21 protein-coding genes and 2 riboswitches are annotated in these 21788 nt (G+C 36.1%); of the genes, 10 read left to right on the forward strand and 11 right to left on the reverse strand.

Annotated features, from left to right (window positions below; genetic code table 11):
- Positions 1-36: 36 nt before the first annotated feature.
- The 5 genes from ACM03V_RS13810 to ACM03V_RS13830 all read left to right on the forward strand — a co-directional run bounded on the left by ACM03V_RS13810 (position 37) and on the right by ACM03V_RS13830 (position 5030).
- Positions 37-885, forward strand: coding sequence for a prohibitin family protein (locus ACM03V_RS13810; protein WP_414621362.1), 849 nt, complete (start codon positions 37-39; stop codon positions 883-885).
- 70 nt (positions 886-955) lie between these two features.
- A complete protein-coding gene (locus tag ACM03V_RS13815; protein ID WP_414621363.1) occupies positions 956-1372 on the forward strand; it encodes a DUF1824 family protein in 417 nt (138 codons plus the stop codon).
- Positions 1373-1618: 246 nt separating this feature from the next.
- Positions 1619-3550, forward strand: coding sequence for an ABC-F family ATP-binding cassette domain-containing protein (locus tag ACM03V_RS13820; protein ID WP_414621364.1), 1932 nt, complete (start codon positions 1619-1621; stop codon positions 3548-3550).
- Between the two features lie 156 nt (positions 3551-3706).
- On the forward strand, positions 3707-4351 hold the full coding sequence (locus ACM03V_RS13825; RefSeq protein WP_414621365.1) for a leucine-rich repeat domain-containing protein: 645 nt from the start codon (positions 3707-3709) through the stop codon (positions 4349-4351).
- Between the two features lie 43 nt (positions 4352-4394).
- Positions 4395-5030 carry a leucine-rich repeat domain-containing protein gene (locus tag ACM03V_RS13830; RefSeq protein WP_414621366.1) on the forward strand — a complete coding sequence of 212 codons (636 nt, stop codon included), beginning with the start codon at positions 4395-4397 and terminating at the stop codon, positions 5028-5030.
- Positions 5031-5043: 13 nt separating this feature from the next.
- On the opposite strand, the gene ACM03V_RS13835 is transcribed toward ACM03V_RS13830, so the two are convergent.
- From ACM03V_RS13835 to ACM03V_RS13880, 10 genes are all read right to left on the reverse strand, one after another.
- Positions 5044-6132: an iron chelate uptake ABC transporter family permease subunit gene (locus ACM03V_RS13835; protein WP_414621367.1), complete on the reverse strand. Its 1089-nt coding sequence runs from the start codon at positions 6130-6132 to the stop codon at positions 5044-5046.
- A 52-nt stretch (positions 6133-6184) separates the two neighbouring features.
- Positions 6185-6646, reverse strand: coding sequence for a hypothetical protein (locus tag ACM03V_RS13840; protein WP_414621368.1), 462 nt, complete (start codon positions 6644-6646; stop codon positions 6185-6187).
- Positions 6647-6733: 87 nt separating this feature from the next.
- Positions 6734-7156, reverse strand: coding sequence for a ubiquinol-cytochrome c reductase iron-sulfur subunit (locus ACM03V_RS13845; protein WP_414621369.1), 423 nt, complete (start codon positions 7154-7156; stop codon positions 6734-6736).
- 173 nt (positions 7157-7329) lie between these two features.
- Positions 7330-7722 (reverse strand): hypothetical protein, encoded by a 393-nt coding sequence (locus ACM03V_RS13850; RefSeq protein ID WP_414621370.1) that lies wholly within the window; start codon positions 7720-7722, stop codon positions 7330-7332.
- A gap of 141 nt (positions 7723-7863) precedes the next feature.
- Positions 7864-8280 carry a hypothetical protein gene (locus tag ACM03V_RS13855; RefSeq protein ID WP_414621371.1) on the reverse strand — a complete coding sequence of 139 codons (417 nt, stop codon included), beginning with the start codon at positions 8278-8280 and terminating at the stop codon, positions 7864-7866.
- A 6-nt stretch (positions 8281-8286) separates the two neighbouring features.
- Positions 8287-10629, reverse strand: a complete 2343-nt coding sequence (metE, locus tag ACM03V_RS13860; RefSeq protein ID WP_414621372.1) for a 5-methyltetrahydropteroyltriglutamate--homocysteine S-methyltransferase — start codon at positions 10627-10629, stop codon at positions 8287-8289.
- A gap of 225 nt (positions 10630-10854) precedes the next feature.
- Positions 10855-11280: a DUF1636 domain-containing protein gene (locus ACM03V_RS13865; protein ID WP_414621373.1), complete on the reverse strand. Its 426-nt coding sequence runs from the start codon at positions 11278-11280 to the stop codon at positions 10855-10857.
- A 22-nt stretch (positions 11281-11302) separates the two neighbouring features.
- A riboswitch (cobalamin riboswitch) is annotated at positions 11303-11452 on the reverse strand.
- 41 nt (positions 11453-11493) lie between these two features.
- Positions 11494-12702: an ABC transporter substrate-binding protein gene (locus ACM03V_RS13870; RefSeq protein ID WP_414621374.1), complete on the reverse strand. Its 1209-nt coding sequence runs from the start codon at positions 12700-12702 to the stop codon at positions 11494-11496.
- Between the two features lie 129 nt (positions 12703-12831).
- A complete protein-coding gene (locus ACM03V_RS13875) occupies positions 12832-13704 on the reverse strand; it encodes a (2Fe-2S) ferredoxin domain-containing protein (RefSeq protein ID WP_414621375.1) in 873 nt (290 codons plus the stop codon).
- A 66-nt stretch (positions 13705-13770) separates the two neighbouring features.
- Positions 13771-15933 (reverse strand): TonB-dependent receptor plug domain-containing protein, encoded by a 2163-nt coding sequence (locus tag ACM03V_RS13880; RefSeq protein WP_414621376.1) that lies wholly within the window; start codon positions 15931-15933, stop codon positions 13771-13773.
- A gap of 19 nt (positions 15934-15952) precedes the next feature.
- Positions 15953-16096, reverse strand: a riboswitch (cobalamin riboswitch).
- A gap of 590 nt (positions 16097-16686) precedes the next feature.
- Between ACM03V_RS13880 and ACM03V_RS13885 the strand changes: the two genes are divergently transcribed.
- The 4 genes from ACM03V_RS13885 to ACM03V_RS13900 are packed head-to-tail and all read left to right on the forward strand — an operon-like array spanning position 16687 to position 19369.
- A complete protein-coding gene (locus tag ACM03V_RS13885; protein ID WP_414621377.1) occupies positions 16687-17478 on the forward strand; it encodes an energy-coupling factor ABC transporter permease in 792 nt (263 codons plus the stop codon).
- Positions 17456-17764, forward strand: coding sequence for an energy-coupling factor ABC transporter substrate-binding protein (locus ACM03V_RS13890; protein WP_414621378.1), 309 nt, complete (start codon positions 17456-17458; stop codon positions 17762-17764). The genes ACM03V_RS13885 and ACM03V_RS13890 overlap by 23 nt, the downstream gene beginning before the upstream one ends.
- Positions 17761-18567, forward strand: a complete 807-nt coding sequence (gene cbiQ / locus ACM03V_RS13895; protein WP_414621379.1) for a cobalt ECF transporter T component CbiQ — start codon at positions 17761-17763, stop codon at positions 18565-18567. The genes ACM03V_RS13890 and cbiQ overlap by 4 nt, the downstream gene beginning before the upstream one ends.
- Positions 18548-19369, forward strand: coding sequence for an energy-coupling factor ABC transporter ATP-binding protein (locus tag ACM03V_RS13900; protein ID WP_414621380.1), 822 nt, complete (start codon positions 18548-18550; stop codon positions 19367-19369). Before cbiQ ends, ACM03V_RS13900 begins: the two co-directional genes overlap by 20 nt.
- A gap of 130 nt (positions 19370-19499) precedes the next feature.
- Here the strand turns inward: ACM03V_RS13900 and ACM03V_RS13905 are convergent, their stop codons facing one another.
- Complete coding sequence (locus tag ACM03V_RS13905; RefSeq protein WP_414621381.1) at positions 19500-20066, reverse strand: CAP domain-containing protein; 567 nt, start codon at positions 20064-20066, stop codon at positions 19500-19502.
- A 441-nt stretch (positions 20067-20507) separates the two neighbouring features.
- On the opposite strand from ACM03V_RS13905, the gene purT reads away from it, so the two are divergent.
- Positions 20508-21677, forward strand: coding sequence for a formate-dependent phosphoribosylglycinamide formyltransferase (gene purT / locus ACM03V_RS13910; RefSeq protein ID WP_414621382.1), 1170 nt, complete (start codon positions 20508-20510; stop codon positions 21675-21677).
- Positions 21678-21788: the final 111 nt, after the last annotated feature.

Here is a 21788-nt window from a genome sequence, read left to right on the forward strand (position 1 = left end):
GATAACTGAATAACTAACATAAAAAGGAGTAATAAATTGAAGAATCAACAATTAGGTGGATTGCAATCGGCAATCGCAGGGGTTGTATTGTCATTAGTGCTTATTTTTGCTCTGAATGCATTTGTAATTATTAATCCCGGTCAAGCCGGAGTTTTGAGTATATTAGGAAAAGCTCAAGATGGTGCTTTACTTGAAGGTATTCATTTCAAACCACCACTAATTTCTAATGTCGATGTATACGATGTGACAGTACAGAAATACGAAATTCCCGCCCAAAGTTCTACCAAAGATTTGCAAGAATTGACGGCAAAATTTGCAATCAACTTTCGGATAGATTCCGTAGAAGTTGTGGAAATTAGAAGAAAGCAGGGAAGTTTACAAAATATCGTCTCGAAAATTATTGCACCGCAAACTCAGGAATCTTTTAAAGTTGCCGCAGCGAGAAGAACGGTAGAAGAAGCTATTACCAAAAGAGAAGAGTTGAAAAATGATTTTGATAACGCTTTAAGTGAACGTTTGGAAAAATATGGAGTAATTGTTTTAGATACTAGCGTCATTGACTTAACCTTCTCCCCCGAATTTGCCAAAGCAGTTGAAGACAAGCAAATTGCCGAGCAGCGTTCGCAAAGAGCAGTTTATGTAGCAGCAGAAGCCGAGCAAGAAGCATTCGCGGACATTAACCGCGCTAGAGGTAGAGCAGAAGCCCAAAAACTGTTAGCTGAAACTTTGAAAGCTCAAGGTGGACAGTTAGTGTTACAAAAAGAAGCTATTGAAGCCTGGAAAAGTGGAGGCGCTCAAATGCCAAGAGTTTTAGTCATGGGGAATGAGTCTGAAGGTGGCGTGCCATTTTTGTTTAATTTAAGTAACATACAAGATCAATCGTAACTGTAAATTTTTGGTAGAGTAGAAGCTCTACGCCATACCAAGTAAACCCCTAGTTGATTCAAGTTAGGCTATGACAAGCAAACCCCAAACCCAAATTACGGTTGAAGAAGCCAAGAAAATATTGAGTAAATATGACTTCGTTGATGTTGCAGCCCAACTGAAGCCATCAGATAAAATTTCAGTCCGTGGGGCTTTGACTTTGCTTGCGAATCTTTGCGATTATCAAATTCTGGGTATTTCTGCCGATACCACCGAAGAAGGAATAAAAGCAATGGAAAGCTATTCCAAAGCATTGGGATACGAGCCTCCGAGTAATTTACCATCAATTGAAGGTCCCGTTTACATTAAATTAAATGGTAAAAATGGCTTGTGCTACATAGATGGCTACATGGGGCATCATCGTGGGGTTTTAGTTTCTTGTCAGTCTTCTTCCGAAGGTGGAATGAACCATATGTACGGACATTTACCTTTAGATTTATTTGATTAAATTATCTTGGTAATCGGGCATTGGGCATTGAATATTACAATGCATACGGGTTTCAATAATCTCATTGCGCCTTAAATATTGAGAAGCCGTAATGCGTCACTATTTGTTGTTGCATTACGGCTTTCAGTATTTGTTATCTACGAAAAAAAGTGTACTGACTCTAATACCTAAGCTATCTTATAACATGGTGTCTTGGAATATAAAGCACCTGATTTAAAAAAACTAAAACCTAAAATCTAAAATCCTATGGGTGTTATTACATTACAATCTGTCAAAAAAGATTTTGGCATTAAGGAAATTCTTAAAGATGCTTCTTTTAGCTTGGATGCTGATGAAAAAGTTGGGCTAATTGGTACTAACGGTTCTGGTAAATCTACTTTATTAAAAATGATTGCTGGGATGGAACCAATTGATGGTGGTGAAATTATTGTCAATCCCGGCGCAAAGGTTATATATTTACCGCAACAGCCAGATTTAGATGAAAGTCTCACTGTTTTAGAGCAGATATTTGCTGACAGTAGCGAGCAAATGAATTTGGTGCGCGAATATGAAGAAATTTCCGATAAATTAGCTAAAAATCCTGAAGATAATCAATTATTATCGCGTTTGGGTGAAGTAACTTCTCGGATGGATATTCTTGGTGCTTGGGAAGTTGAAACCAACGCTAAAATTATTCTTTCTCAGTTAGGAATTACAGATTTTGATGCCATAATTGGTACTTTATCTGGTGGTTATCGCAAGCGGATTGCTTTAGCAACTGCTTTGTTATCCGAACCAGATTTATTATTAATGGATGAGCCGACAAACCATTTAGATGCTGATTCTGTGGAGTGGCTGCAAAGTTATTTGAATCGTAGAAATGGCGCTTTATTATTAATAACTCACGATAGATATTTTTTGGATAAAGTTACAAATAGAATTATCGAAATTGACCGAGGTGATTTTTATACTTACTCCGGAAACTATTCCTATTATTTGCAAAAGAAAGCCGAAGCCGAAGAATCTGCTGCGAGCAGTCAGCAGAAATTTAAAGGAGTATTGCGGCGAGAATTAGAATGGTTAAAAAAAGGGCCAAAAGCAAGAAGTACCAAGCAAAAAGCGAGAATTGATCGAATTAGCGAAATGCGAGCAACTGAGTTTAAACAAACTCAAGGGAAAGTTGAGATTTCTACAGCTAGTCGTCGCATTGGTAAGAAAGTTATTGAAGTTAATAATATCTCGAAAATTTACGATAACCGCACTTTATTTAAAGATTTTACCTACGAATTTAGTCCGGAAGATAGAGTCGGAATTATTGGTGAAAACGGTGCTGGGAAATCCACTTTAATCAATATTATTACCGGAAGAGAGCAACCGGATACTGGTGAAGTTGATATTGGTACTACCGTTTATATTGGTTATTTCGATCAGCATTCGGAAGAATTGATTGGTGCTTCCAACGATTCGCAGCGGGTGATTGATTATATCAAGCAAGAAGGTGCAGAATTTATTGAAACTGCCGATGGAACTAGAATAAGTGCCTCTCAAATGTTGGAGAGGTTTTTGTTTCCCCCGAATCAACAATATGCACCGATTGATAAACTTTCCGGTGGTGAAAAACGGCGTTTATTTTTATTACGAGTTTTGATGAGTGCGCCGAATGTTTTAATATTGGACGAACCAACAAACGATTTAGACGTACAAACTTTAGCAGTATTAGAAGATTATTTAGAAGACTTCAAAGGTTGCGTAATAGTAGTATCTCACGACCGCTACTTTTTAGATAGAACAATCGATAGAATTTTTGCTTTTGAAGATACCAAGATTCGGGAATTCCCCGGTAATTATTCAGTTTATCTTGATTTTAAGAGAGCGGAAGAAGCGAAAGAAAAGCAGTTGCAAGCAGAGTTAGAGAAAAGTAAGCCAAAGGTAGCAGCGCAGAAAGTAGAAACTCAAGTAAAAAAAGAAGACAATAAAAAGAAGCGTCGTTTATCGAATTGGGAAAGGAAGGAATTCGAGCAGTTAGAAGGAAAGATTGCTCAGTTGGAAGATGAGAAAACCGAAACCGAAATGGCTCTAACCAAAGGTGCTGGAGATTATTCTAAAGTGCAGGAGCTTTTTGATAAAGTTGAGAAATTGAAGGAAGAGATTGAGAAATCTACGGAAAGGTGGATGGAATTGGCTGAGATTGATGAGTGAATTGGGGATTGGGCATTGGGGATTGGTAATTGGTAGTAAAGAGCAAGATGCTTTCACTACGGGGATTTGTCGCAAACGCGAAATTATTGTAGAGACGTAGCACTGCTACGTCTCCAGCAATTTGGAGCTATCACTTTATATTTTGATCCAGCAATCATGCGTAATTACAACAAAATCAACTGGGATGAGATTCAAAAACAAATAAAACAAGCAAAAGAAGAATATTGGGGTTGTTTTAATTTAAGTAACTATGGTTTAAAGGAAATACCAACAGAAGTTTTTGAGATAGATTCTTTGTGTGAATTAGATTTAAGCTACAATCGCTTTACAAATATCCCAACAGATATATCTCAATTAACTAATTTAAGCTATTTGATTTTAGACAACAACGAAATTACAACTCTTCCCCAAGAATTAACTCAACTGACAAATCTATACGAGCTTTATTTGGAAGAAAATGATTTAGTATCTATTCCTTCAGTTATTTTTGAAATTCCAACTTTGACTGGCTTATCTTTAAGCTTTAATCGGATAGATAAGCTTGCAGCAAATATATCTCAACTCAAAAATTTAGAATCACTTGATTTGAGAGGAAATAATTTAACAGAGCTACCAGAAGAACTTTTTGAACTTACTAATTTAAAATATCTGTTTTTGGAAGATAATCAATTAGAAGAAATTTCAAGTTCTATTGGTAAGCTGACTAATTTAAAAAAACTTACTTTATTTGATAATCCAATCACAGAAATACCCGATTGTGTTTCTAAGGTAACTGATTTAAGCAAATCATCTGTTAATTAATTTGTAAATGAGTAATTTTAATTGATAAATAAAGTCGAAATTTATGAGTAATTATTCTGAAATAGACTGGGATTGGTTTCACAAACGAGTAAAAGAAGCAAAAGAAACACATGATACTAGTTTTGACTTAATTAATCACGGCTTAACAGAAATACCAATCGAAGTTTTTGAGATAGAATCTTTAACTTCGTTAGATTTGAGATGGAACCGTTTGAAAATTATTTCACCAGAAATATCCAAACTGAAAAATTTAGACGATTTACAGATGGATTCTAATCAAATCGAAACTCTTCCTAAAAGTTTTGGTGAACTGATTAATTTAAAACAACTTCATTTAGATAGAAATGAATTTACGTCTATTCCTTCAGCTATCTTTAAACTTAAAAATTTGACGTGCTTGTCTTTGGACTTTAATCAAATACAAGAGCTTCCAGCAGATATATGTCAACTTAGAAAATTAGAATGGCTTAGTTTAGGCGATAATAAATTAAAAGAGCTACCAGAAGAGCTTTTTGAACTGATTAATTTGGAAGACTTATTTTTTGAAGATAACCAATTACAAGAAATTTCTGAATCTGTTTGTAAACTGACTAATTTGGATTTTATCGGTTTATATGATAATCCAATCAAAAAAATTCCTGATTGCATTTCTGAAATAGTAGAATTCAATAATTTGTAGGATGTTTTAATACTCAAGAAAAACGGGAACGACGATGCAAAATTACCCACATCACAACTGGAGTACCAATCAAAGCAGTAACGGAATTTAAAGGTAAAACAGCCTCGCTTCCCGGTAACTGGGATACCAAATCTGCTATCAAAGCCAATATTGCACCCATCACGGCTACAACGGGAATCAATATTTTATGGTTTACAGTTTTAAATAAATTGCGACACAGGTGAGGAACTATAACACCTAAAAATCCAATCGGACCGCAAAAAGCAGTAATTGCACCTGCTAAAATTGAAGCGCTGGTGATAATCCAGAATCTTGTTTGTTGTAGTGCTAAACCCAAAGTTTGAGCTTGAGATTCACCTAAAAGCATTACATTCAAAGCTTTTGATAATAGCAAAGCTATAGTTAATCCTAACATTATTACAGGCGCTAAAATTACCATTTGTCGCCAAGTGACACCGCCAAAACTTCCAAAAGTCCACTGTAAATATGATTGGATTTGATTATTTTCACTAAAATGCAGCAAAATACTCACAATAGCGCTAGTCGCATAACCAAATAATAATCCCAAAATTAGTAGCGTCATCGAATCAGGTACGCGATGAGATATTAATAAGACCATTCCTAACACTAATGCTGCACCCAGACAAGCTGCTATAACTAAACTTAAATCGTCAATTATTCCCAATTTTATCAGCCATACACCCATACCAGTAGTGTTTGTTGCCAGTACCACTAACGCTACTCCTAAAGAAGCACCGGAACTAATTCCTAATACAAATGGTCCCGCAAGGGGGTTTTTAAAAAGCGTTTGCATTTCTAAACCACTTACACCCAAAGCAGCACCAGCTAAAGTAGCAGTTAAAGCTTTTGGTAAGCGAAATTTGAGAATAATAGTAGTCCAAGTAGCTTTTTCTGATTCTCCTCCCAACAGAATAATAATTACTTGTTGAATCGGAATATTGACAGAACCAAAAGCTAAATTTAATAAAAATACGAATATTAAGCTACCGATCAAAATAGGAAAAATAATGACTTGCCAACTTCTATTATTTTTTAATTTGTTTTTATCTTTTTTGTTATTTCTGTAACTACGTGTAAACATACAGTTATTTCAAGGGTAAGAAAATATCAATCTATCCTAAGTTAAATATTTGTTATTTATAACCTATTTTTTCTGTTTGAAATGAGTTAAAAGTGGATTGAAATTCCACTAATTGTTTACGGACAGTTTGGAAACATTGCGGTGGTGTAATTGGCAAATTAGTTAAATAACAAAAAGCAACTTGATTTCTATACTCCAACAAAAACACAGCATCTTTTTCTGGATTATAGCTATCTACAGCTTGCAGAATATGACCGTTCATGAAGTGTCTTTGTAAGAGTACAGTATCTGGTGCTGCTAACCAAGCATTGAGAAAAGGTGCAAGATTTTGACGGGGAACAAAATGCGCTTTAAATGTTTCCCCAGAAACACCTAAATGAGGTGAATTCGTACTGCAAATAACAATACCACGTTCTCCGTTAGAATAGCCAAGCCAAGCATTGTAGCCAATAGCAATTAAGTTGGTGGAAATAAAATTTTGTTGCCAATCTTGGGAGTTGATGTCTGGGGTCATCTGAATATTAAACTCCTATTATAGTTTGGTAGATGCTGTTGCGTATTCATTCGCAATATTTGAATCAAATTGTATTTATGAGAACCATCAAACAGGTCTTACCATTACTGTATTTAACAGTATCCTGGCTTCATAAGTTGAAAGTGGTTTTGCTGCTGGTCCATTTTGGACTTTACCATCAGTGGTGAATTCTGAAGCATGACAGGGACATAAAAAGATATTTTCTTCTGCTTCCCAATCCACGGTACAACCAAGGTGAGTGCATGTTGGATTAACAGCAACCAAGTTTTTACTTTTAGATGTACCAATTACTAAAATTGCACCCAAAGACGATTCTTCTTTTAAGATTTGACCAGTTTTATCTAACTCTTCTACAGTTCCTACAGAAATCCATTTTCTATATTTTGATTTTAGTTTGGGTTTGGCTGCGTAACTTGCAGCAAACAATATAGGCGAACAACTTACAAATAAGCTTACACTAAATAAAGTAAGAAAGTTACGACGGTTCATATAATTTTAAGAAGATAATTACGTTTGAGAATAAGCAAAAATAAATTTACATAAAAGGCATAGAGTATTAATAAATATAATTAAATCCACTTACTCTATACCTTAGAGGTAGTTACACCCTATATTTATAATTAATCAGAAATTAGTTAGAGGTTACGACGGTAAAATAAATCCTACGGTAAACTATTTCGCAGTTTACGCAGACAGTTTATCGATGCAACACAATCACAACCAAACATATCTACAGCAGCATCACTTTCTGCATCTGTAACAGCAAGTAACGCATTCTCATTATTTACATCGGCAGCATCAATTTGTGGATTACCTTTTTTTAAATGAGATAATTCTTCTGCTTTAGCACAGAAAAATTTCCCGAATTTTGGATGTTTCACACAAGCCTTTTCGCTTTCTGCGGAAACTGGTGTAACGTTAGCATCTGAACGTTCTACTGGTTGTACTTTCTTAGCGGTTTCGTTAGCTACGGCTATTTTTCCAGTCATTAATAATGTACCTAGAGAAATAAAAGCTAAAGGTTTTCTTTGTAAATTAGTTAGTAACTTTATCACTTGATTTTCCTACAAATACAGAGGTTAGCATCATCAATCAATTCTAAATTCAGTGGACGAGAATAATTCTCATCATGTTCCTTGAATTAATTAGGTGTAACACATTATTTGTTTTTTGACGATGTAGGAACTTTGTTTTTTTTACGAAATGTAAATAGAAAACTCATCCCAGCGCTGACGTACCTGTTGGTAACATTCTAAGGGTGTCATTAGAGGTTTTTGTAAAAGATTGACTTCGATTTGTGAACCATCTTTAACTAAGAGAACCATATCTTGTTGAGGTTTATAAGTATCAACTGTTTGCAAGATATGATAAATAGTATCTGGTGCTACCATCCACTCGTGTAAATAAGCTTTGAGGTCTGTTTGGATGAGAAAATGGGTACTGATTATTTCATCTGCACAGTGATATTTACTACGGATAGTAGAAAAAGGAACGCGGGGTAAATCTACTTTTTTGATATGACAAAAAACTGCCCCACGTCCTAGCTTGGAAAAACCTTTCCAAGCTGTATAACCAATTAGTAAAAAATTGCTTAAATTCAATTCTTTTGACAATTTAAGTTAGTCTCCTTTGGTAAGATTAGCTTCCTCCCGCAGTTTTTTAGCTGCTGAAACCATATTTTTTAAAGCTGGAATTACCTCTTCCCAACGACGAGTTTTTAATCCACAATCAGGATTTACCCAAATTTGTTGAACGGGTAAATTAGCAATTCCTGTGCGTAATTGAGATAGCATTTGCTCACTGGTCGGAATGGCTGGGCTATGGACATCATAAACACCATTTCCTACTTGTTTAGAATAGCCTCCATCCGTTAATTCATACAGGGTTTCATTGTTACTACGACTATTTTCAATCGATAAAACATCTGCATCTAAACGTTCAATATGGGAGATAATATCGCCGAACTCGGAATAACACATATGGGTATGAATTTGTGTTTCTGGTTTAGCAATTCCTGCACTCAATTTAAAGGAATCAACAGCCCAAGATAAATACTGATTCCATTGCTCTTGTTTCAATGGTAAACCTTCACGTAATGCAGGTTCATCTATTTGAATAATCTTTGCACCAACTGCTTCTAAATCTGTAACTTCATCCCGCAATGCTAAGGCAATTTGATAAGCTTGTTCTTGACGAGGAATATCTGTTCTAGTATATGACCAATTTACCATAGTTACTGGTCCCGTCAGCATTCCCTTGACTGGTTTTGCTGTCAAAGATTGAGCATAGATAAATTCATCTACTGTCATTGCTTGGGTGCGAATCACATCCCCATAAATAATTGGTGGACGCACGCAGCGACTACCATAACTTTGTACCCAGCCATTTTGAGTAAAAGCAAAACCTTGTAGCTGTTGACCAAAGTATTCCACCATGTCCGTGCGTTCAAATTCTCCATGTACTAAAACATCAAGCTCTGCTTCTTCTTGGGTTTTGATACATTCGAGAATTTGAGACTTAATCGCTGTTTGATAATCTTCCTGACTGATTTCACCTCGTTTGTAACGAACTCGCAGTTTACGTACTTCTGATGTTTGGGGAAAGGAACCAATAGTAGTTGTGGGAAAAGCAGGTAATGAAATTTGTAACGAACGTCTTAAATCATAGGATAAATTGCGTTCAAAATCTTTGGTTATTAGTGATTTGAGTTGTTGCTGAACTTTTTGATTTGTCGGACTAAAACGGCGAAATTCTTCCCAGGCTGTTTCAATTGATTTTTGGTCTTTTTTGTATCGAGTAACTGTGAGCTTATTAGCATCAAATTTTGACTGATCTTGGTCGTTATTTCGATTGATATTGGTTAAAGATTCATGGTTACATTCAGAATCGCAAACTGTAATTTTCTGAGCTAAAAATACTACTTCTTGTAGCTTTTGTTCTGCAAAACTCAATACATTGCGTAAAGGTTCGGGAAGTTGTTTTTCTCGTGTTGCGTCGTAGGGTACGAACTGTAAGGAAGCAGAAGGCTGCATTTCAAATTCACTGACTATATCTTTGATAGTTTCCAACTTGGGAATAACTTCTTCAGGACGAATTTGCCAAATATTTCTTGCATCTACTATTCCTACTCCCAAACGCTTATCTTTGGGGAAACCATAGGTTTTGATTAACTCTAAATTACGTCCGCGAGTCAAATCTAAACTAATTGCGTTTACAGGTAAATCCATTACCCAGCTATAGTTTTCACCCAAGTCATCAAAGTAAGTGACTAAATTAAGCGGTATTCCTACATTAGACAGGGAATTATATACAGTTTGATAATGTTGCTTCCAATTATTTGCATCTCCTAGTACCAGCGCAGGTTCGTGAATTTGTACTTCGGTAATACCCAGAGATTTTAATTCGGTAAGCAGGTTAATATAAAGCGGAATTAACACAGAAATAGCTTTACCAATATTCACCTCTAACTTACTCAAACGTAGCAAAGTACAGGGACCAAAAACGATAGGAATTGCACGTTTTCCTAAGATTTTCTGAGAGCGAGTAACTCTTTCTATAAAATCACTCCAATCTGCTGTTAAAACTTCATTAGATATTTCTGGAACTAAATAGTGATAGTTGGTATCAAACCATTTTGTCATTTCCAGCGCGGGTATTTCTTCCTTACCCCTAGCCATTGCAAAATAACGTTCTAACCCAGAAAATTGCTGAAATCGTTCGGGAATTAAACCGAAACGGAATGTCCAATCAAGGATGTGGTCATAAAGTGTTGTATCGCCAACTGCAATTTTATCAATACCTGTATCTAGTTGGGTTTTCCAGTTAGCTTCCTCGACTTCTTTGACTGTTTCTAATAGCGATTCTGATGCTATTTTCCCACTCCAAAAAGCTTCTAATGCTTTCTTGACTTCCCGGTTTTTACCAATGCGGGGATAACCTAAAGTCGCAGTTTTAATTTTCATTTTTCCCTGTGTATGAGTGTGGGTGAGTTCTATATGAAATAGGGGTTTTGATTGGGAAAATTTCTCTCCTAGCAGGAAAGAAACTTTGAGATTTAATTTTTCTAGGAATTAACCCAAATCTTTGAAATCGAAATATTTGCAAACTAATTCCAGCAGTTGTTCAAACAGGTGTCCAACTGCAAGTTAATTACGATAAGATTTTGCTGCAATTAAATTCTGAAACCCTTAATTGCACAATTCCATTTCAAGATTTTCCTTTTCTACAGGAACCTGTACTGCTGGAATCCTCGCTAAAATACCTTTCTTCAGCGGTTGGGGACGTTCAGCCCAAGGTAAGGAACCTTCTGGATGTACGTAATACTTACCCGCACAATCGAATACACCTTTAACTTCTACGGGAGTTAAATCAGAGGAAATATCGCCAAAAAGATACGTAGTTTTACCAGGTGAAGCGAAGGAAATTACACAAGAGCGATTGCAAGCGCTCATGCATTCGACTGGTTGAATAGTAAATTCTTGGTTTAAATCCCAATTATGATAATCATTTTTCAAGCGTTTAAGTAGCTTTTCACCACCACTTTCACCGACACGCTTACCGTTTTCCCACTTGCTTGCACAAGTTGTACAAACAAATATTGTATGTGCCTTCATCTATACCTCGTAGATTTAGCTATGTTTTTGTTGATTTTTCGGCGGGCATTCTGACTTACAAGGTTACGATTTTTCTTGTTTACAGTTGCGGGACAGCGCCGGATTCACACCGGACTTTCCCCGTTACCTCTAATGGCTGTTCCCCATTAGAACCGAAGTCAAATTTTATATTAACACAAAATGTTTGCGTGCATTTAAATCTTGTAATCAAAATTAACTCAGTTTCTGATAAAAAAATAACTGATGATTTGGTAATAACTCTGGATGAAAAATTTTAATTAAATCGGTTAAAACCAGATCGGGATTGCTTATTCCACTCTCCCAATAATCGTTACCTCCACTTTCATTTAAACGAGCATTATTATTAAAAACATTACCTTTTTTTACTGCTTGAAAATCACTATAACGATTATCTTCTGTAATTACATCTTTTAAACTCTGCCAAGCTTGACTAACATTTAACCAGTAATCTGCTGTAGCAGCACGTTCAAAAACATCTTCAAAAGATGAAGGTGTACTACCAGAAGAATTTTCAGCACAAAGTAATTCTGCACCAGCATCGGCTAAATATTGCGCTGCATAACTTTTGCATCCTGGTACATACCAAGTTCCTTTAAAGTTAAATCCTGTAAATACTTTGGGACGTTTTTTGATAGCTTTGGCTTTAGCCGTAATTTCTTGATATTTCCTAGCTATTTCACCAAATTCTTTTTCAGCAATATCTTCTTTATTAAAAAACATAGAGGTAAACTTTAACCATTCTGCACGCCCTAATGGTGTGTTTTCCATATATTCAGCATTGATAGCTACTTTTAATCCTGCTTCTAATAATTTAGGATAACTATCAGTTTGTGGGTTTCCCGTTCCATAAGTTGTAATTAAATCGGGATTGAGTTCTAACAATCTTTCTACATTTACATTATTGCCTAATTCTGCAATTTTCCCTGCTTTTATTTTCTCAATTACTTCTGGTGTATTGACTGTTTTAGTATCGCTGACACCGACGAGTTTATCTACTACTTCTAAGAAAGCTAAATGGGGTAAATGAGTAGTCGAAAGAGATGTAACTGTATTTATGGGTACTGTAATTACTTGAGTGTTCTTAAATTCTTGTGGTGCCGGCGTACCGCATTCAACTAAAGCATATTTAAAGCTTGTTTTTGCATCTTGCCAAGGGCTTTTTACTGTGACAATTTTATAATTATTTTGATATTCTACAGCAAAACCTGTGGCATATTTGATATTAGCTTTTTGGCGAAAGTAATCTGTATTTTGGTTATAGTTTTGAATGCAATTTTTGTTAGGAGTTTGTGTAGTCAAAGTGGGTGTAGTGCTTTGACAAGCAATTACTAAAGCCGCAACACACACAACTTGATAAAATAAGAATATTGATTTGATTCTGCTCAATCTGAAAAATTGCATATTAGGAGCATCCTATAGTTTAAGGATAAGGATTATATATATTTTTAACGCAAAGGCACGCGGAGTTTATCGCGAAGGTACGCAGAGAGAAGTTAATTTTAATTTTATAGGATGTTTCCTTGAGTATCTTTAAACCGATTCTGGTGGATAAAGATGTTCGGTAACTTTATTTCCTTGGACTAAATGCTTTTCAACAATCGTCTCAGCAATTTCTGGATTAACGCGAGTGTACCAAGTTCTGTCCTCAGAATTAAATACGACTGGTCCCAATTTACAAACTTCTAAACAGCCAGATGTTCTTACTTCTATATCTAAACCGGCTTTTTCCACAGCATTTTTTAAGGATTCAAAAGTTGGTTGCCAATTACGTGAAGGTAAACATCTTCCAGAAGTACAAACTGAAATATAAGCACGTTTTAAGGGATTTTGAGTAAATGGCATTGGTTTTTTACCTAATACATAAATTTCCCTTAATTCTTGATAAAGAGCTAATTTTGATAAGTCTGGTTTACCTTCCGGTAATAAATTTTCTCCATCTACTAAAGGATTGGGTAAGAAAATTGTCATTACATTCTCACCCACACCATTCCAAAGTTCAATTCCCCAACTTCTGGGATTTCCATCTTTGTTGAAACGTCGATAAAACGCTGCACGACTAACTCTTCTTTGTCGTCTTAATTCTAAAGGAGTTTGGTTATTCGGACCACCTAAATTATCATCAATACACAGGTGTAAATGCCAACCTTCTGTTACTACTGTGAGATAACCATCATAGAGAATACAAATCTTAGGTGGATTGTTAAATCCTAATTCTAAAACCCCACCTTGAGCAACGTGCCCTAATTCTACCTGCTGCCAATTTTGTTGAAATAAAGTGTAAAGTAACGATGATAAAACATCACAACTGCAATCAATATCCTCATATTCAACTTTTCCTCCTGTTAGTAAATCTTCCGTACTTTGATTATTTAATGGTGTTACCCAAGGATTATAGTTACTCATGGTGATTTTGGATTTTAACAACGGATGGTTTTGTTTTATATTAATGAGTTAGGAATCCCCAATTCCCTAAAACTTATAATTCATCCCAACTTGTACAATTCTACCTGCATCGGGATAGCCGGGAAATAATTGAAATCTTTGGTCAAAAATATTTTCTACACTACCATTAAAGGCTAAATTTGTACTTACAGGAACTCGCAATTTAAAATCAAAGGTTGTGTAACCGGGTAAAGATTCTGTATTGGTGTTATTGGTGGGATAACTACCTAAAGAATGCATCAAAATTCCTGCATACCAACCTTGGGGATTTTCATAATTAAATCCTAAGTTAATACTATCAGCACCTGCAAATCTTAATTCTTGGTCAACTTCGGCAGGATTAGAACTTTCAAGTATTCTAGGGTCATTTGCAGTATAGTTACCAGAAAAGTAGAAATTTTTTGCTAATTGCAAGTTTAAGGCAAGTTCTACACCAGTTGTGCGAACTTTACCAATATTTTCATAGGTAAAATTGACATTATCATAAGCAATATTATCGGTAATGGTGTTATTGAAAAAAGTAAAACGTATTAAACCAATATCACCTAATTGTTGGTCGATACCTACATCAAAACTATTACCTCTTTCTGGTTTTAAGTCTGGATTACCTTGGGCAAAAGGAGAATTACTAAATAAATTAAATAGGGTAGGGACTCGGAAATTACGGATATAGTTAGCTCTAAGTGTAGTCTTTTCACTAAAATTCCAACGCGCACCTACTGCTGGAGAAGTTACGGAACCATTTATCAAACTATTGAAATCTTGACGCAATCCTAAATTTAATCGCACTTCAGGAGTCACATCGACCAGATATTTGGCAAATACGGCTCCCTGTCCGATACTATCATCGTAATTCTCTGTTTCTGTTTCATCTGCGAGGTTACGAGTCACATTTTCAGCGCTGACATTACGATAGTCAAAACCATAAGTAATATTATGATTTTTAGCAATTTGCCAATTATGCTGTACCTGAAAACCCAAGGATTTCTGATTGTTATCAAACTGTTGTTGATTGCTGATGTCTCCCGTGCGGTTGTCGAAGCGGGTATTGAGAAAGTCTAGATAGACTTTAGCTGTGACTAAGGAATCATCTGCTTTCCCTAATTTTGCATTCCATGTTAAATCCGTGAGAACTTGGTCGGTGTACTTACGATTATTATCGGTAAGCGAGTTGAAAGCAGCTTGAGAAATTTGCGGAATTGCTACACCACCGGGAACTCCCTGGTCTTTTGCAAGATAAATCGCGTTGAAACTCAAATTTTGGCGTTTATTTAATTCTGTATTCACCTGTAAATTCAGATTATTGTAGAGTACATCGGCGTTTTCTCTAGTTCCATCAAAGTCAACTTCGGGAATGGAATAATCAAAGTTATTGTTAGCGCGAGTGCGATTGTAGCCTAGCAACCAAGAGACATTACCCTGTTTACCGCTATTTTGAATGCTTTGTTCGTTTAAATCGTAGCTACCGAATCTTAGCTGAGCGGTGGTAGTAATATCTTTTGTTGGACGACGAGTAATAATATTGATTGTCCCTCCAATCGCATCGGAACCATAGAGGGTAGAGCCTCCACCAGGAAGAACTTCAACTCTTTCGACTATATCTGTAGTAATTTCTGAAAGGTCGAAACCACCACTACCAAGGTTGTTAACTGGTCTGCCATTAATTAATATCAATACTTGTCCAGTATTAGAACCGCGAATAAACTGACCGCTTAAACCACCAATTTCTGTTCCCACAGTACCGTCGGGTAAAATACCGGGGAGAAATCTTAGCGCTTCTTTGACAGTACGCGCACCCTGGGCTTCAATTTCCTCGCGGTTAATTACGTATACTGGACGAGTCGCATCGCGTACCTTTCCTTCACGACGAAACGGTGCAAATACTGGTTGATCTAATATTTCTCCTATAACTGTAAGCTCAATATCTGCTTCTTGTTCTTCTTTCTCTGCTTCTTGTACAGGATTATTTTGAGCAATTTCTTCCGTGTTATTACTTGTAGTGGAAGTATTTTCAGGTATTAATTCTGGAATTATTTCTAAGTCCTTTGCTGTACCTTGATACTGGGAAAATTCTGATATTTGCTCTATTTCTTGTGCTGTAGCGCGATCGTTCCCAGATAATATCCCCAATACCGTCATCATTAATACTGTGAACTGTATTCCCGATTGGCAACTAAAAATAATTTTCATCCGTACCTCGCAGATTATTGTGTTTTTTATCACATTTGGCGGGCATTCTGACTTAAAGACTTCTGTCTTATTACAGTTGCGGGACAGCGCTGGATTTACACCGGACTTTCCCCCTTACGTCTGATGGCTGACTCCCATCAAAACCAATTGGTTAATTCAAGATTGAAAATAAATTAGCACTATAGCCTACGCTTAATCAAAAATAATAGAAATTTATCTCAAACTAAATATTTGCTATTTATACACTATTTTTTCTGCTTTTCATATATTTTTTTTAATACAATCCATTTCTAGTTTAGTTTGTAAGCTGACTAATTTGGAAAAACTTATTCTATATGATAATCCTATAAAAAAGTGCCTGATTATATATCGAAATAACTGATTTAGATGAATTGCTTTTAATCAATAATGACAATGTTAATGTCAATGTCAGCGTTATTGTTAATGTCAATGTTAAGCATTTAACCAATATTATCGATTAATCAAATTTATAAATATACCCGTACAATAAAACGTATCTTTGTTAATATTGAAAACTAAATTACCGTGCTAGTATGAATAAAATTTTTCATGCTAAACTTCACCGAGGGAACTTTCTAGCAGACAATAGCAACTAATTTTACAGTTTATGCTTTATCGAATAGGCGTAAACAATTATGATTTATTGGTTCAAATTTTGCTGTTATTGACTCTCGAATAGAGAATATTGTTTTTAATACTTTTCAACTAGTAAAAAGCACAACTAAATCTTTTATGGGAATCCGAAAAAATCTCAAACGGCTGAATTTACTGGGAATAGCGCTAATAAGCTTATATTTGGTAATTGGTGTACCGAAACCGGCTTACGCAATGCATATAATGGAAGGTTTTCTACCATTTGGCTGGGCTGCTTTTTGGTGGGCTGTTTCTTTACCGTTTTTTGTTTTAGGCTTAATATCCTTAACTCGCATCACCAAGGAAAAACCACAGCTTAAATTACTTTTAGGTTTAGCTGGTGCTTTTGCTTTCGTGCTTTCGGCTTTGAAAATTCCTTCGGTAACTGGTAGCTGTTCCCATCCTACGGGTACGGGTTTGGGTGCGGTATTATTTGGTCCTTTGGCGATGTCAGTTTTGGGGACTTTGGTACTGCTATTTCAGGCTTTATTACTGGCACACGGCGGCTTGACAACATTGGGCGCTAATGCATTTTCGATGGCGATCGCCGGGCCATTTGCGGCTTTTTGGATTTATCGGTTAACGATGCAGTTGTCTGGTAATCAAAGGTTAGCGATATTTTTAGCGGCAGCTTTAGCAAATTTATTGACATATATAATTACTTCTATCCAATTGGCTTTGGCTTTCCCCGCACCTGTTGGTGGTGTGATGGCTTCGTTTGCCAAGTTTGCGGGAATTTTTGCTTTAACTCAAGTTCCTTTGGCGATTAGTGAAGGTTTGCTGACAGTATTGGTGTGGAATTGGCTGCAATCTTACAATCCACAAGAATTAGAATTATTGAATTTAATTAAGCGGGAGCCTCAAGGAAATGAAACAATCAAGTCAGTCTAATAAAGGATGGAACAATTGGCTGTTGATATCCATAGTCGTTGCTTTAGCAGTTGCACCATTAATATTTGTAAGTGGTGAATATGGTGGTGCTGATGGGGAAGCTGAAGAAGCAATTACTGAAGTTAAACCGGATTATGAACCGTGGTTTCAACCTCTATTTGAACCACCAAGCGGCGAAATTGAAAGTTTATTATTTTCCTCTCAAGCTGCTTTGGGTGCGGGATTAATTGGTTACGCAATTGGATTATATAAAGGACGTAGTGAAAAGCAAAAACGTGAAGAATGAGCTTAAAACTCGATACTTTAGCTTACACTAATCGATTGCGAGGGTTGCCACCAGAACATAAATTAGTTTTTGCTTTAACAACTTTGCTGATTTCTCTTTCTACCCATCCACCAGTACAAATTTTAATTGCATTATGGATGGGTATTTGGACGGTTGTTTATGCGAAAATTCCAGCCGGTATTTATATCAGAATATTGGCAGTTGCTAGTTTTTTTTGGCTGACTAGTTTACCGGCTTTAGTTATTAATGGTGTTTCTGTTGCAGATATTTCCCAGGTGCAAGGTGATTCCTGGCAAGGTTTAAATTTAGAATTTTACTATATATATATTAGTCGTAGTGGTTTTTATCAAGCTCTGGCAATTTTTACTAGAGCTTTTGCTTCTGTTTCTTGTCTATATTTTTTAATGCTAACTGTTCCGTTTACGGAAGTATTGCAAACTCTGCGCCGATTCAAGTTTCCCACGCTGTTAATTGAATTATTATTATTAATGTATCGGTTTATTTTCATATTGTGGAATACAGCCACTGATTTATCTATCGCTCAAAAATCTCGTCTCGGGTACCGTGATTTTCGTACCAGCATCAAAAGTTTAGCATTATTAGTCGGACAGCTTTTAAAGCGAACCTTGCAAAAATACAGTCAATTTTCATTAGGATTAGAATCACGGGGAATGAGCGGAGAATTTCGAGTTTATGCTCCTCGTCGCTATCGTCCTTCAAAACGCTACATTCTAGAAGCAGTAATCGGTTGTGTAATATTAATTAGTTTAGAGTGGTGGCTGAATGCAGGAATATTTACTTGAATTTGAACAGGTACACTACACTTATCCCGGCGCTAGAGAATCTTCACTCAACGGTTTAACTTTAAATATTCCATCAGGTAAAAAATGTGCGCTCATCGGTCAGAATGGTTGTGGAAAAACCACATTATTTTTATTAGCAAACGGTTTATATAAGCCGTCGAGTGGAATTGTCCGCTGGCACGGTAAACCATTACGTTACGACCGCAATTATTTAAGTAATTTACGTCAGGAAGTCGGATTAATATTTCAAGATCCAGAACAACAGTTAGTTGCTTCGACAATAGAAGAAGATATTTCCTATGGCTTATGTAATTTGAATTTACCTGTTAAAGAAATTCAGGTAAGAGTAGAAGAAATATTAGCAGAACTTAGTTTAGAAGAATTAGCGCAAAGACCAGTACATCATCTTAGCTTGGGACAAAAAAAACGAGTTTCCATTGCAGATGTGATGGTACTACGACCCAAACTCTTATTATTAGACGAGCCGACGGCATATTTAGATATTAAACATACCCGTCAGCTAATCAAAACCCTGGATAAAATTCATCAAGACGGTACAACATTATTAATGTCTACCCATGACTTAGATTTAGTTTTTCGTTGGGCTGACTGGATATTTGTGATGGATAAGGGGCAGTTAATTTTTGAAGGTAAACCCGATGATGTATTTGCTCAAGGGGAGCTTTTAGAACAATTAGATTTAGGATTGCCGTTGATATATCAGCTTCTATTTGATGAGAGTTTATCTGAAGAAGAGAAAGCTGTAGTGGAAAAATTGCGGGAACGGATATTAAAATTGTGAGTATTAAACTACACAAGCAAAACCCGCCTGCGCGGGTTATAAGAAATAGTCCACGGAGGTGGACTTTGCCTGTGTAGCCGCGAATTACATTCGCTAGGTAAATTTATACGCAGACGAAATATCTAAAATATTACCGCTGACTAACAAAAAGCTGCGTGAAATAATATTCACCTTTGGAATTTTTCGCAACACCAATACCAGTCACCTGATATTTACCTACCATATTTCGATTATGACCGGGACTTTTAATCCAACCGTCAACAGCAGATTTTCCTGGATTACGATGACCCTGATTGTAAGCAACGTTTTCTGCTACACCACGCCAGCGAATTAACTTAGAAATCTTTTGATAGCGAGAATTTGAACCATTATGTCCAAAAGGAACCTGCTTATCTGCCATACTTTTGCTGTGTTGTCTTGCGATCGCGCTTACACTAGGATTCACTTTTAGCGGTGGCAAACCTTTGCTACTACGGTATTTATTAATTTGTTGATGCACCGATTTTTCCATAGCAGCAACATCCGAAGCTGCATTTACAGGTTTTGAACTTAATGTAATTAAATCGGTAACACTATCGGAATTGCTCGAAAACTGGGTTGTTTCCATTCCACCCAAAATTACTGCTGTTCCTAAAACAACTCCAAGAGATGGGAACAATTTTGTCAAATTAGCCTTTAGCCGAGTATTCTTCAACATTTATATTTACTCCAAAAAACAACTAAATAAACCTGTACTTATAATTCCCTTCAGCGAGAGAAAAATAACATCTGACACTTCGTTTCAGGTAGATTTATTCGCAATTTGGTAGAAGCAGCCTTTTTCACCCCGTCATCAGAATGACTAGCAAAATTTAAGTTAGTTTATAACTTAGCTTTGCAAAGATTCTATGTAATTTTAGCCAATTTATCATGAATATGGTTGTGATTTAAAATACTAATTGCATTTTTGCTTGATAAATATGAATTCGGATCGAACGTAAAGATTTACAAATTGACCGTAGAAAAATCAAATATTAATCAGATGATATTTAACTAGGATTAATTAAGTACAAAACCTCACCCTGCCTCTGGCTTCCCTCTCCTTCCACCAGGAGAGGGATTGAGGGTGAGGTTTCATTATTGTTTAAGAATTAAATTAATGACAAAATCTTTTAAATTACCCCAAAAAATCATGCTTCTCGGTTCGGGAGAACTAGGTAAAGAATTCGTTATTGCAGCGCAACGTTTAGGTAATTTTGTAATTGCAGTTGACCGTTATAAAGATGCTCCAGCGATGCAGGTTGCCGATTGTTGTGAAGTAATTTCTATGTTGAGTGCTGACGATTTAGAAGCGATTGTCAGCAAGTATCAACCGGATTTTATCGTACCGGAAATTGAAGCAATTAGAACTGAAAAATTAGCAGAATTTGAACAGCGCGGTATTACTGTAATTCCCACGGCTGCGGCGACCAATTATACAATGAATCGCGATAGAATCAGAGAATTAGCGCATACAGAGTTAGGTGTTAGGACTGCAAAATATGGTTATGCTTCTTCTTTAAATGAATTGATAAACATTAGTAATCAAATTGGTTTTCCCAATGTAGTGAAACCAGTAATGTCATCTTCCGGCAAAGGACAATCTATAGTTAAAGATAAACAAGACGTTGCCAAAGCTTGGGATTATGCTTGTTCTGGTTCTCGCGGTGATACTCAAAGAGTAATTATAGAAGAATTTATCGACTTTGAAATTGAAATTACTCTATTAACTATTAAACAATGGAATTCCCCCACTATTTTCTGCTCTCCTATCGGTCATCGTCAAGAAAGAGGTGATTATCAAGAATCTTGGCAACCTGCGGAAATTTCCGAAAAAATGACATTAAAAGCCCAAGAAATTGCTATCAAAGTAACTGATGCTTTGGGAGGTGCGGGAATTTTTGGTGTAGAGTTTTTTATTACTAAAAATGAAGTAATATTTTCCGAACTTTCACCTAGACCTCACGATACGGGGATGGTAACATTAATATCGCAAAACCTAAATGAATTTGAACTACATTTAAGAGCAATTTTAGGTTTACCAATTCCCAATATAGAACAGTTTGCACCTTCAGCAAGTGCGGTAATTTTAGCTTCAGAAAAATCCGATAATATTAGTTATACAGGAGTAGCCGAAGCACTTGCAGAAAAAGACATTGATATTAAATTATTTGGTAAACCCAGCGCTCATAAATATCGACGCATGGGAGTAGCTTTAGCTAAAGGAAGCAGCGTTCAAGAAGCGCGAGAAAAAGCCAAAGTCGCTGCCGATAAAATTAATATAGTTTGATTTGCATCTCGTCATCTTGTTACAAGGTTCTACTTTGTAATGCATTTCCAGAGGCTCCGCCTCCTTTTATGAAAGGGGTTCCCAGTCAGAGGCTAAGAACCAGACATTATA

Source organism: Calothrix sp. CCY 0018 (assembly GCF_963920925.1).
GTDB lineage: Bacteria > Cyanobacteriota > Cyanobacteriia > Cyanobacteriales > Nostocaceae > Rivularia.

Excerpts from the sequence above, each read along its gene's own strand:
- ACM03V_RS13815 (WP_414621363.1), top strand. The coding sequence starts at position 956 with ATGACAAGCAAACCCCAAACCCAAATTACGGTTGAAGAAGCCAAGAAA.
- ACM03V_RS13820 (WP_414621364.1), top strand. The coding sequence starts at position 1,619 with ATGGGTGTTATTACATTACAATCTGTCAAAAAAGATTTTGGCATTAAG.
- ACM03V_RS13835 (WP_414621367.1), bottom strand. The coding sequence starts at position 6,132 with ATGTTTACACGTAGTTACAGAAATAACAAAAAAGATAAAAACAAATTA.
- ACM03V_RS13845 (WP_414621369.1), bottom strand. The coding sequence starts at position 7,156 with ATGAACCGTCGTAACTTTCTTACTTTATTTAGTGTAAGCTTATTTGTA.
- ACM03V_RS13825 (WP_414621365.1), top strand. The coding sequence starts at position 3,707 with ATGCGTAATTACAACAAAATCAACTGGGATGAGATTCAAAAACAAATA.
- purT (WP_414621382.1), top strand. The coding sequence starts at position 20,508 with ATGACAAAATCTTTTAAATTACCCCAAAAAATCATGCTTCTCGGTTCG.
- ACM03V_RS13830 (WP_414621366.1), top strand. The coding sequence starts at position 4,395 with ATGAGTAATTATTCTGAAATAGACTGGGATTGGTTTCACAAACGAGTA.
- ACM03V_RS13890 (WP_414621378.1), top strand. The coding sequence starts at position 17,456 with ATGAAACAATCAAGTCAGTCTAATAAAGGATGGAACAATTGGCTGTTG.
- metE (WP_414621372.1), bottom strand. The coding sequence starts at position 10,629 with ATGAAAATTAAAACTGCGACTTTAGGTTATCCCCGCATTGGTAAAAAC.
- ACM03V_RS13865 (WP_414621373.1), bottom strand. The coding sequence starts at position 11,280 with ATGAAGGCACATACAATATTTGTTTGTACAACTTGTGCAAGCAAGTGG.
- ACM03V_RS13875 (WP_414621375.1), bottom strand. The coding sequence starts at position 13,704 with ATGAGTAACTATAATCCTTGGGTAACACCATTAAATAATCAAAGTACG.
- ACM03V_RS13885 (WP_414621377.1), top strand. The coding sequence starts at position 16,687 with ATGGGAATCCGAAAAAATCTCAAACGGCTGAATTTACTGGGAATAGCG.
- ACM03V_RS13905 (WP_414621381.1), bottom strand. The coding sequence starts at position 20,066 with ATGTTGAAGAATACTCGGCTAAAGGCTAATTTGACAAAATTGTTCCCA.
- ACM03V_RS13900 (WP_414621380.1), top strand. The coding sequence starts at position 18,548 with ATGCAGGAATATTTACTTGAATTTGAACAGGTACACTACACTTATCCC.
- ACM03V_RS13870 (WP_414621374.1), bottom strand. The coding sequence starts at position 12,702 with ATGCAATTTTTCAGATTGAGCAGAATCAAATCAATATTCTTATTTTAT.
- cbiQ (WP_414621379.1), top strand. The coding sequence starts at position 17,761 with ATGAGCTTAAAACTCGATACTTTAGCTTACACTAATCGATTGCGAGGG.
- ACM03V_RS13840 (WP_414621368.1), bottom strand. The coding sequence starts at position 6,646 with ATGACCCCAGACATCAACTCCCAAGATTGGCAACAAAATTTTATTTCC.
- ACM03V_RS13880 (WP_414621376.1), bottom strand. The coding sequence starts at position 15,933 with ATGAAAATTATTTTTAGTTGCCAATCGGGAATACAGTTCACAGTATTA.